Origin of the sequence: Eubacterium sp. AM46-8, assembly GCF_003466705.1 — a bacterium.
Lineage (GTDB): Bacteria > Bacillota > Clostridia > Lachnospirales > Lachnospiraceae > Lachnospira.
Window position 1 is genome coordinate 170,366 of the sequence record NZ_QSEU01000002.1, and the last position, 11,742, is coordinate 182,107.

The 11,742-nt window shown below is 38.8% G+C and carries 11 protein-coding genes; 9 read left to right on the top strand and 2 right to left on the bottom strand.

The features are described 5' to 3' along the window. Window positions 1–40: 40 nt before the first annotated feature. Window positions 41–178, bottom strand: a complete 138-nt coding sequence (locus DW963_RS13240) for a hypothetical protein (RefSeq protein WP_154300426.1) — start codon at window positions 176–178, stop codon at window positions 41–43. 16 nt (window positions 179–194) lie between these two features. Further along, window positions 195–1,619: a PIG-L deacetylase family protein gene (locus tag DW963_RS02220; protein WP_117913711.1), complete on the bottom strand. Its 1,425-nt coding sequence runs from the start codon at window positions 1,617–1,619 to the stop codon at window positions 195–197. A 129-nt stretch (window positions 1,620–1,748) separates the two neighbouring features. Here DW963_RS02220 and DW963_RS02225 point away from each other — a divergent pair, with 129 nt between their 5' ends. The 9 genes from DW963_RS02225 (at window position 1,749) to grpE (ending at window position 11,680) form a co-directional block, all read left to right on the top strand. Next, a complete protein-coding gene (locus DW963_RS02225) occupies window positions 1,749–2,612 on the top strand; it encodes a hypothetical protein (protein WP_117913677.1) in 864 nt (287 codons plus the stop codon). A gap of 45 nt (window positions 2,613–2,657) precedes the next feature. Beyond that, window positions 2,658–3,332: an adaptor protein MecA gene (locus tag DW963_RS02230; RefSeq protein WP_117913678.1), complete on the top strand. Its 675-nt coding sequence runs from the start codon at window positions 2,658–2,660 to the stop codon at window positions 3,330–3,332. A gap of 158 nt (window positions 3,333–3,490) precedes the next feature. After that, on the top strand, window positions 3,491–4,459 hold the full coding sequence (locus tag DW963_RS02235) for a S66 family peptidase (RefSeq protein WP_353652750.1): 969 nt from the start codon (window positions 3,491–3,493) through the stop codon (window positions 4,457–4,459). Window positions 4,460–4,553: 94 nt separating this feature from the next. Further along, window positions 4,554–6,314 (top strand): aconitase/3-isopropylmalate dehydratase large subunit family protein, encoded by a 1,761-nt coding sequence (locus DW963_RS02240; protein WP_117913679.1) that lies wholly within the window; start codon window positions 4,554–4,556, stop codon window positions 6,312–6,314. Window positions 6,315–6,343: 29 nt separating this feature from the next. Then, a complete protein-coding gene (locus DW963_RS02245) occupies window positions 6,344–6,838 on the top strand; it encodes a LeuD/DmdB family oxidoreductase small subunit (RefSeq protein WP_117913680.1) in 495 nt (164 codons plus the stop codon). 20 nt (window positions 6,839–6,858) lie between these two features. Then, the gene (locus DW963_RS02250; protein ID WP_055215681.1) at window positions 6,859–8,100 is read left to right on the top strand and encodes a 3-isopropylmalate dehydratase large subunit; all 1,242 of its coding nucleotides are present in this window, start codon (window positions 6,859–6,861) and stop codon (window positions 8,098–8,100) included. A gap of 122 nt (window positions 8,101–8,222) precedes the next feature. Continuing rightward, on the top strand, window positions 8,223–9,710 hold the full coding sequence (gene thrC / locus DW963_RS02255) for a threonine synthase (protein WP_117913681.1): 1,488 nt from the start codon (window positions 8,223–8,225) through the stop codon (window positions 9,708–9,710). Between the two features lie 219 nt (window positions 9,711–9,929). After that, on the top strand, window positions 9,930–11,024 hold the full coding sequence (gene hrcA / locus DW963_RS02260; RefSeq protein WP_117913682.1) for a heat-inducible transcriptional repressor HrcA: 1,095 nt from the start codon (window positions 9,930–9,932) through the stop codon (window positions 11,022–11,024). Between the two features lie 11 nt (window positions 11,025–11,035). Beyond that, entirely contained in the window at window positions 11,036–11,680 is a 645-nt protein-coding gene (gene grpE / locus DW963_RS02265; RefSeq protein WP_117913683.1) for a nucleotide exchange factor GrpE, read from the top strand. Window positions 11,681–11,742 lie beyond the last annotated feature (62 nt).

Consider the following 11,742-nt stretch of genomic DNA (forward strand, 5'->3'; position numbering starts at 1 on the left):
TGCCATTATGGCAGCCCTTTTTGATAAGATTGATTTTGTTTTATTGTTCCTGATCTTTTTTGAATTCGTCTTTGTTCTCATCGTATTTTTTATTATAAAGATTCTTTGTTCTGTTGAACTGAAATCCAATTACAACAGCAACTACAATAATTGCTATTATGTTAATAAGCAGTTTCATGGCAAAACCTCCTTATTTATCTTCTCCTACGGGAATGCTTTCTTCTTGACTGCTGTAATCTGACATATCCGAATGCGGCAGCACCAATAATAATTACAACAATTATAACAATCACTGCCACTGATACTTTTCTTTTAGAAGTTTCTTTGTGTGCTGCTTTTATTTCCTGCTGTTCTTTAGCAATGCTTGCTTCTTCAGCAGCTTTGGAACTTTCTATGGATTCCTTTTCGGCAGCTTCTTTAGCGAGTCTTTCCTGCTCTTCATATGTAGTAATATTTTCTAACATATCATTGCCGGTATCATTACCAACGGTAGTCCTGTATAATCCAAAATCAGCACAGCTGTATTCATAATCATCTGATACATAGAACCAGCACCACTGCTGTGATACATGCTTTTTATAAGCTGCTGTCTGTACTTCAATTGAAGTGCGGTTTCCCATACGGGAAAGAGGAAGCCTTAAGTTCATGGTAATCTTATTCTCTGTGTACAGATGAAGATAAGTTTTAGGAACATCCCATGTACCATAAGTGGCTGCAGAGTCTGGAAATACAGAGGAATCATTGCTTGTCTCTACTGATTCTGCAACAGCATGAGAGAATAGCATATGACCGCCGTGACCATATTCACCATTAAGATCCTGTGTTACTACAACAAGAGGTTTAAATCGTCTTATGCATGATGTAGTATAAGCTTTAACATCATCATATACATACTGCTTCTTTGCAGCTTCTAATGTCTGACTGTAAAGGTCAGGAAAATCTCCACATACCGGATAATGCTTTATGCCTGATTCCCACAAACCGTCAAGCTTTTCGTGTTCTCTTATCTTGGCTGATGAAGTGAATTCACACATATATGCTACCTGTACAGCCAGGTTCTGTTCTCCACCATATGTTGCAAGTACACCACCAAGGAAAAGGATTTCGTCATCTGCGTGTGTGGCAAATACAAGAATGTCTGCCTTATCGCATGGGGTTTTCCATGTCTGTACGTCTGCGGGAGCCTGCCCCTGTGAGTATACATGCATATCACAGATAGCTTCGCTTGATGCAAATGTTATGGTCATCTCGGATGTTCCTTCAGGAATATCTATATATTCGTGGAGGAAATCGTTAGTTCCGAAAGTTTCAGTTTTTCCATTGTATGTCAGTGTCCACTCATCAGGTATTAAATCCCATTTGATGTACAGAGAATACATTTTTTCAGAAGAAGTCACATGAATTGTATCTCCAGCTGAAAATGAGGTCTTGGTGTTGTAAGAGCCATCAGTCATCCTGCTTACGCTTCCCTGGTTGGAAAGTGTTATGTCAGGAGTGAGCTCTGCAGCTGATGTTTCTTCTGCCCTGACAGGTGAAGAGAAAACCATAATGCAGAACAATGCGATGAAAACTAAAGCAGCGAGCTTTAGAAAGATACTTTTTGATTTAGTATAGGTCATTGATTCATACCATTCCTTAATATTAATTTTTTTCCTTACTATTATAAACATAATGCACATATACTTTCAACAATTCAGACGGATATGTTATAATAAAAAACAAAAAACTTAAAAGGTTACAGAATATAGATGAGAAAAGATACAGATGCAATGTACAGGCTTGGACTGTATGGAAGCGGAATAGAAAGAATCAAATTAAAAAAAGCAATACAGACGATAGCAAGAATGCCAGGTTCGCAGGCTAAGATTGTAGATATCGGACATGAAGGTTTTGAGGCGGCATGTGAAGCACTTGAGCTTGGCTCGGTTGATATGGCTGTTGTCAGCATGACAGAGCTTATCCGTATGGAAAAGAATGATGATGACCTGCCGGATGGAGTGGTAATATCAGGAGTCTTAAAAAGAGAAGATCCAAGACTTGTTATGGTTAGAAAGAGAAGAACTAAAGACATAGTAGAGAATGCAGTTGTTGTTATTGATTCAGAAAAGTGTATAGAAAAGATAGTGCATATGTATGACGGTATAAGCTGCATAGTTGAACCTGATATAAGAAAATGTTTTGAGAAACTTGATTCAGAAGAATGCGATGCAGTATTTACAACGTTGGAGAATATCAAGGCATCAAAGCTTCATAACAGGCTGTTGTACAGATATACAATCATGGATTATGGAGAATGTGTTCCTGTCCATGGGCAGGGAATATACGCTATGCTGACTAAAGAAAGAAAGGAAGCAGTACGTACAGCAAGAGATATATCACATAAAAGCACAGTGGTATGTTTTGAGATAGAAGACGATATAATTAATAAAGTAATGCAGAATGTGTATGTGAAGACATGTGATGTATATGCAAAGATTAATGGCGACAGACTTGAGATATATGCGGATGTTACCGGAAACAGAGGCAGAGTATGCGTTAATGAAAAAGGGGAGCTTGCCAGCAAGAATGTCTTAACAAGAAAAATAGTAGACAGAATTAGCAAAAATATGTAATAATAGTTAATTGATATATATTATTTATGTTTGAAAAGAGGATATATGGAATTTAAGAAAATTGGTGATAGAAAGTTCCAGTGCAGACTTAATGCAGAGGATCTGGAAGATAACAACATTTCGTTAGATGATTTCTTTAACAATGATGCAGAGAAGATACATGACCTGTTAGAGATTATTATGGAAGAAGCTCAGAAAAATATAGGAGTTACACTTAATGGAGATGTTATGTCATTGCAGTTGGCTCCACTCCCTGATCATTCAATACTTCTTACAGTTTCATCAGGTAAGGATGATTTTGGAAGCATGCTTAAGAGAGTGGGAGAAAGTTTTGACAAGCTGGGGCTGCCAGTAGAAGATCAGACTGAATCTGAAAAAGAAGATGTACCTAAAGTTAAGGAAAACACCAGAAAGCCTATAACAGTTAATGCTGGTGTATTCAGAATTGCAGATTTTGGTGATTTTGAACAGTTATGCCAGTCCAGTGCAAGGACATGGGGCGTAACTAATGCTTTATATAAGGATGAAAATGAGAATACATATTATCTTGTATTGCACAAGGGAAGATGTTCAGAAGAAAAGTACAGAAGGCTTCTTAATCTCATATTGGAATATGGTGAGTTTGATTCATCTAAGGAAGAAAGAGCAGCATTTATTAAAGAACATTACAGTGTGATTATAGGCAATAATGCTATCAATGTAGTAAAGAAATACTTGTAATAAAGAATAATGTAGAATAATCATCTGGCTGATGCAGGGTGATGACAGATAAGGAGGCAGCATATGAGATATCCTGAATTCTTATCCGAAGGCGGAACTATAGGCTTCGTTGCACCATCTTTTGGTTGTGCGACGGAGCCTTATAAACAGCATTCGGAATGACAATTAAAAGATTTGAAAAAGAAGGTTATACAGTAGAACTTGGTCCTAACTGTTATGAGGACAAAGGAATTGGAATAAGCAATACACCGCAGGAATGCGGTAAGGAGCTTACACAGATGTATGAGAGCAATGTCAATGATGTGCTTATATCATGTGGCGGTGGTGAACTGATGTGTGAGATTCTGCCATATGTTGATTTTGACAGGATTAAGGCGGCAAAGCCTAAGTGGTATCTTGGATATTCTGATAATACCAACTTCACATTTTTACAGAATATGATTGCTGATACGGCAAGTGTATACGGACCGTGTGCAGGCGCATTTGCAATGAAGGACTGGCATCAGGCGCTTGTGGATACTTTTGATGTGCTTCGTGGAAAAGGCTGTAAGAACAATAACGGAGTTGTGGAAAAACAGGTCCATGGATATGACACATGGGAGAGAGAGTCTCTAAAGAATGAGGAGAATCCTGCACCACAATACAATCTTACTGAGAAGAAGATTTTAAGAAAATATGTTGGTGACAATGAATGTGATACGGAGATCGCATTTGAAGGAAGACTTGTCGGCGGATGCATGGATTGTCTTGTTAATCTTACGGGTACAAGCTTTGACAAGGTTAAAGAGTTCAATGAAAGATACGCAGCTGACGGGATTATATGGTTCTTAGAGAGCTGTGATCTGAATGTATTTGCAATCAGAAGGGCTATGTGGCAGATGGATAATGCCGGATGGTTTAAGAATGTGAAGGGATTCCTCATAGGAAGACCGCTGTGCTACGGACAGGAAATGATGGGGCTTGACCAGTACAGTGCAGTTACAGGTATTGCGGCAAAGTATAATGTGCCGGTTATAATGGACTGTGATTTTGGCCATCTTTCACCTTCAATGCCGTTAGTAAGCGGGGCATATACACGGGTTAAGGTTAAGGATAACGACCTTTTGCTTAATTACCGTTTCTGTTAATAATAACGATTGAAAAACACACTTTAATAGGGTAAAATGTTAAAATGACTATTAATAATACCTGTTATATCAGGGATAAGATAAGGAGAAAACAATGGGTAGAATATTTAAGTTTGATAAAGATGTTGATACAGATCAGATTATTGCGTCACAGTATCTTTTGTTCCCGACAATTGATGACATGAAGAGTCATACATTTGAATCATTAGACTCTGATTTTGCTTCTGCCGTAAAGCCGGGAGATTTCGTTGTTGCAGATGACAACTTTGGATGTGGTTCATCAAGAGAGCAGGCACCAAGCGTACTTAAGGCATTAGGTGTCAAGGCAGTAATTGCTAAATCATTTGCAAGAATATTCTATCGTAATGCTATTAATATAGGACTTCCTGTTATTGTATGTAAGGAACTCCATGACGAAGTTAATGCAGGGGACGAATGTGAGCTTTCATTAGAAGATGGAATTATCACTGTTAATGGAAAGACTTATACATGTACTAAGCTTCCAGCCAAGATGCAGGCTATTCTTAATCAGGGTGGTCTTATTGCATCACTTAATGGTGAGAAAGAAGAGTCTGAGAGTGCAGCTGTAACAGCAGACGAGGCAAAGCATGGCATGACTATTGCAGAGAAGATTATCGCAAGGGCAGCAGGTCTTTCACAGGTTAAGGCCGGTGATATTGCTACTGTCACTCTTGACAGACTCATGAGTAATGATGGAACAACACATCTTACTATCGGTATGTATGAGAAGTTGAAGAATCCTCATATTGCTGACAAGGATAAGCTTGTATGGATTGTAGACCACAATATTCCATCAGACAGCCCTAAGACAGCAGCTTCACAGAAGAAGATGAGAGATTTTGCCAAGGCTAATGATATTAAGTTCTACGAGGGTGAGGGCGTATGTCATCAGGTAATGATGGAGAATCATGTAGTACCTGGTGAGCTTATATTTGGAGCAGACAGCCATACTTGTGCATATGGTGCGTTAGGTGCATTTGGTACAGGTGTTGGTTGTACAGATTATTTGTATGCAATGGTTACAGGAACATCATGGGTAATGGTTCCGGGAACATTAAGATTCAACCTTAAGGGAAAGCTTAACGATGGAGTATATGCAAGAGATTTAATACTCTCTATTATTGGAAAGATTGGTGCTAACGGTGCTAACTATAAAGCAATGGAATTTGCAGGAGAAGGTTTACACAGCCTTTCAATGGCAGACAGAATATCAATATGTAACCTCTGCGTAGAGGCAGGTGCTAAGACTGCACTCATGGAAGTTGATGATGTTGCAATGGATTATCTTAAGGAGCATGGCAGAGAGCCAAAGGCATGCTTTACATCAGATGATGATGCAGTATTTGAGCAGGTTTATGATATTGACCTTTCAACAATACAGCCAATCGTTGCAAAGCCACATTTTGTTGACAATGTAGTTCCGGCTAAGGAATCACTTGGTGTAAAGATTGATGAAGCATTTCTTGGTTCATGTAACAATGGACGAATCGAGGATTTAAGAGTTGGCGCAGCGATCATCAAAGGGAAAAAGGTTGCTCCTAAGGTAAGATTCCTTGTAGTTCCTGCAAGCCGTTCGGTATATCTTCAGGCTATGAAAGAGGGACTCCTTGATATATTTATGGACGCAGGTGCGATTGTTATGAATCCTAACTGCTCTGTATGCTGGGGCAGCTGTCAGGGTGTTATCGGTGAGGGTGAGACTCTTATCAGCACAGGTACACGAAACTTCAAGGGACGCGCAGGACATAAGGATTCTTTCGTATATCTTGCTTCAGCGGCAACTGTTACAGCATCAGCAATCAAGGGCGAGATAGCAACAGCAGACATGGTATAAGATAAGGATTTAACTTCAAAGGAGTAATTATGAACGAGAAATTTAGCGGTAAAGTATGGGTGCTTGGTGATGACATTGATACAGATATCATTATTCCTACAGAGTACCTCGCATTAAAGACAGTAGAAGATATGAAGCCATATGCATTTTCGCCATTAAGACCAGAACTTGCAGGTCAGATTAAGCCGGGCGACATCATTGTTGCAGGAAAGAACTTTGGTTGTGGTTCATCAAGAGAGCAGGCACCTGAGGTTATTAAGGCATTAGGTATTAAATGTGTTATTGCCAAATCATATGCAAGAATATTCTTCAGAAATTCTATTAATAACGGACTTCTCCTTATTGAGAATGCAGACCTTCACGACGCAGTTAAAGAAGGCGATACTATTGATGTTGAAGTAAATGCACAGATTACACACAATGGAAAGGCATATCCTATTGCTTCACTTCCTGATAATCTTGTGGATATACTTAATGCAGGCGGACTTGTTAAGGCAATGAGAAAGCTTAACGGTCTTGACTAAGACAGGGAGAGGTAAGAATAATGGGACATACAATTATTGAGAAGATTATTGGAAAGAATATTGGCAGGGAAGTAAAGCCGGGAGATATCGTAACTGTTAATGTTGACAGAGTAATGATTCATGATATTTTCATTCCATTTGTTAAAGAGAAATTCGAGGAAATGGGATTCACTAAGATATGGGACCCTGATAAGGCTGTTCTTATATATGACCATCTTGTTCCAGCAAGTCAGGTTGATGATACAAGACATTTCCGTATTGGTAATGAATTTGTGGAAAAATACGGAATGAAGAATATCCACCGTTCAGACGGAATCTGCCATCAGTTAATGACAGAGGCAGGTTATGTAAAGCCGGGAGATATCGCATTTGGTACAGACAGCCACACAACAACATACGGCTGTGTTGGTGCATTTTCATCAGGTATCGGATATACAGAGATGGCAAGTGTATTAGGAACAGGCAAAATGTGGGTTAAAGTTCCACAGACTATCAAGGTAACAGTTAATGGAAAGCTTCCTGAAAATGTGCGTTCAAAGGATATCATATTAAGACTTATCGGTGACCTTGGAGCAGATGGCGCAACTTATCAGGCACTTGAATTCACAGGTTCAACAATTGACGAGATGAGCGTTGCAAGCCGTATGACTATGTCTAACATGGCTATTGAAGCCGGTGCCAAATGTGCTCTTTTTACACCAGATGAAAAGACAGCAGAGTACTGTAATGTAGAACTTACAGATGAATTAAAGGATTTAAAGGGAGATGCGGATGCAGTATATGCAAGAGAGATTACATATAATGCAGAGGATTTAGTTCCGGTTCTTGCATGTCCTTCACAGGTAGATAACATCAAGCCTGTTACAGAGCTTGCCGGAACAGCAGTAGATCAGGTATTCATAGGTTCATGTACTAATGGAAGATTAGAGGATCTTCAGTGTGCAGCAGCTATTCTTAAAGGTAAGAAGGTTGCACCATTTGTCAAGTTAATAGTTACTCCTGCAAGCCGCAAGATATATAAAGAAGCTCTTGCAGACGGAACACTTGAGACACTTGTTGAAGCCGGAGCAATTGTTACACATCCAGGATGCGGATTATGCTGTGGACGAACAGGCGGAATTCTTACTGACGGAGAGGTAGTTGTTGCAACTAACAACAGAAACTTCCTTGGAAGAATGGGAACAAGCAAGGTTAAGATATTCCTTGCGTCTCCAGCTACAGCGGCAGCAAGTGCTATTGCTGGAAAGATCGTGGAGGCTTAAAAACAGACAGAATGTAATTTGTTATTATAAAGTATTGTTTTTGCACAGATGTCTGTTGTATAATATTAAAAGCCTACGACTTTTTCGCAGGCACACTATATTAATTATGAGGTGTATTAAAGATGAGTATGTTCTACAGAAGTACTAGAGACGACAGTGTTAAGGTTACTGCATCACAGGCTATATTAAAGGGGCTTGCAGCAGACGGAGGACTTTTTGTACCAGAGAGTATTCCATCATTAGATAAAAGCTTAGAAGAATTATCTAAGATGACTTATAAAGAAGTTGCTTATGAAGTTATGAAGCTTATGCTTGATGATTTCACAGAGGAAGAACTTAAGAGCTGTATAGACAGAGCTTATGATTCTAAGTTTGATACAGAAGAGATGACTCCGCTTGTTAAAGTTGAAGATGAGTATTTTCTTGAACTTTTCCACGGTGCTACAATAGCATTCAAGGATATGGCACTTTCTATCCTTCCACATCTTCTTACAACTTCTGCTAAGAAGAACAATGTTAAGAATGAAATTGTTATTCTTACAGCTACATCTGGAGATACAGGAAAGGCTGCTTTAGCTGGATTTGCTAATGTTCCGGGAACTAAGATTATTGTATTCTATCCTAAGAACGGTGTAAGCCCAATTCAGGAGAAGCAGATGGTTACACAGAAGGGCGACAATACATATGTAATTGGAATCAAAGGTAACTTTGATGATGCACAGACTGGTGTTAAGAACATTTTCTCTGATAAGGAATTAGAGAAGGTTATGAACGATGCCGGATTCCAGTTTTCATCAGCTAATTCAATCAATATAGGAAGACTTGTTCCACAGATTGTTTATTATGTATATGCATATGCCAAGTTATTAGCTAATGGCGAGATTAAGGATGGCGAGAAGATAAATGTAGTTGTTCCTACAGGTAACTTCGGTAATATCTTAGCTGCATTTTACGCTAAGAATATGGGACTTCCTATTAATAAGTTCATATGTGCATCTAATGAGAATAAGGTATTATATGACTTCTTTACAACAGGTGAGTATGACAGAAACAGAGAGTTCGTTCTTACAACCTCACCATCTATGGATATCCTTATCTCAAGCAACCTTGAGAGACTTATATACAGAATTGCTGGCAATAATGCAGCTAAGAATGCAGAATTTATGGCATCATTAAAGTCAGAAGGAAAGTACAAGATTACAGAAGAGATGAAGGCACAGTTAGCTGACTTCTATGGCAATTATGCTACAGAGGCAGAGGATGCTGCTACAATCAAGAAGATATATGAAGATTGTGGATACGTAATCGATACACATACATCAGTTGCTGCAACTGTATATGATAAGTACAGAAAAGAAACTGGTGATACAACTAAGACAGTTATTGCTTCAACAGCAAGTCCATATAAGTTTACAAGAAGCGTTATGAATGCTATTGATTCTAAGTATGATTCAATGGGAGATTTCGAGCTTGTAGACGAGCTTAGCAAGATAAGCAATGTCAAAGTTCCTAACGCAATTGAAGAAATCAGAACAGCACCAGTTCTTCATGATACTGTATGTGATTCTGACAAGATGTGTGATGAAGTAAAGAAGATTCTTGGAATCTAATATATATAAGAATTAATAGGGCTGTAGCTTTAATGGTTTTGAAACTGTTAGAGCTGCAGCTTTTTTGTGTTAATATCACTTTGTTTAAGAAGTTTATAAATTATTTATAGAAAAAAGAAATATTATTGTTGACATCACGAAAGGGTAGTGATATCTTAAATGTATCGATATTAGCACTCCAATCTAATGAGTGCTAACAAGATGAAAGGAGAGGATGCCATGGAGACGGATGGACGACTGGATGACCGTAAGGTTAAGATACTTAAAGCTGTTATTCAGAATTATCTTGATACCGGAGAACCGGTTGGCTCAAGAACGATTTCCAAGCTGACTGATTTACAGTTAAGTTCAGCAACTATAAGGAATGAGATGGCAGACTTAGAAGAGCTTGGCTACATTGTACAGCCACATACCTCTGCTGGAAGAATTCCAACTGATAAGGGTTACAGATTATATGTTGACGATTTAATGGCCCAGAAAGAGGAAGAGATATCCTTAAGAGAACAGCAGGTTGGTGATAAAGAGAAAGAACTTGATTCTATGAAGGATGCCTTATCAGAGAAGGTAGACAGAGTAGAGGAGCTTCTTCAGAATGTAGCAAAGGTTCTGGCGAATAATACTAATTATGCCACGATGATAACTACTCCTAAGGTAACTGGTAATAAGTTAAGATTTGTTCAGCTTTCACAGCTTGAACCGAATAAGCTTCTTGCTGTTATTGTTATGGAAGGTAATCTTATAAGGAACAAGGTTATAACTATCAGCGAGGATATTTCACCAGAGAATCTTCTGAAGCTTAATCTTCTTCTTAATACAACACTTACAGGTCTTACATTGCAGGAGATGCATCTGGGACTTATATCCAAGATGGAGAGTCAGGCAGGTGAGCATATAGGTATTGTTAAAGAAGTGTTAGATGCGATAGTTGAGACTATAAGTAAGGCTGACGACCTGAAGATATACACAAGCGGTGCAACTAACATATTCAAGTATCCGGAGCTTAGTGATTCCGGGAAAGCAAGTGAGCTTATATATGCTTTGGAGGAAAAGCAGGGCTTGTCTGGACTTGTTAATGACAAGGATGGTTCAGATGAGACTGAAGATGATAACCACGGCATTCAGGTATATATAGGAAATGAAACACCAGTTGAATCCATGAAGGACTGTAGTGTGGTAACAGCCACATATGAATTGCAGGATGGAATGAAGGGAACAATTGGTATTATTGGACCGAAGCGTATGGATTATGAAAAGGTTGTTGATACCTTAAAAGAGATGCAGACGCATTTGGATGATGTATTTAAGAAAACTTAGGAAAGGTTGGTATGGAAGTGTCAAAGGATGTAAAGAAAAAGAAATCAGAAGAGACAGTTCAGGATGAAGTAAAGAATCAGGAGACTGATGCTAAGAAAGAAGAAGCCTGCAACTGCGAATCAGAATGTAAGGCTGATGAAAGTCAGAATGCATGTGAAGCTGATGAATCAGACAAGGCCGAGGCACAGGATGAGAGCACTGAGAGCTCTAAGAAGAAGGATCCTAAGGATGCAGTTATAGAAGAACTTCAGGACAGAGTAAAGAGGCAGATGGCTGAGTTTGATAATTTCAGAAAGAGAACAGAAAAAGAGAAATCTACTATGTTCGAGATGGGAGCCTCAGATATCATTAAGAAGCTTTTACCTATTGTTGATAATTTCGACAGAGGATTTAAGAGTGTGACAGATGAGGAACTTGAAACTCCATTCGCTAAGGGAATGGATATGGTTCACAAGCAGCTTTTAAAGATGCTTGAGGATGCAGATGTTAAGCCTATTGAAGCTTTAGGCGGTGAGTTCAATCCAGATTTCCACAATGCAGTAATGCATGTTGATGATGATTCAGTTGGAGAGAACATCGTAGTTGAAGAGTTTGAGAAGGGCTACACATACAGAGACCAGGTTATAAGACACAGCATGGTCAAGGTTGCTAACTAGCGATAAGCCAGAAAGCATATGTAACACAAGGTATTAATCAATTTAATTATAGAAAGGACATT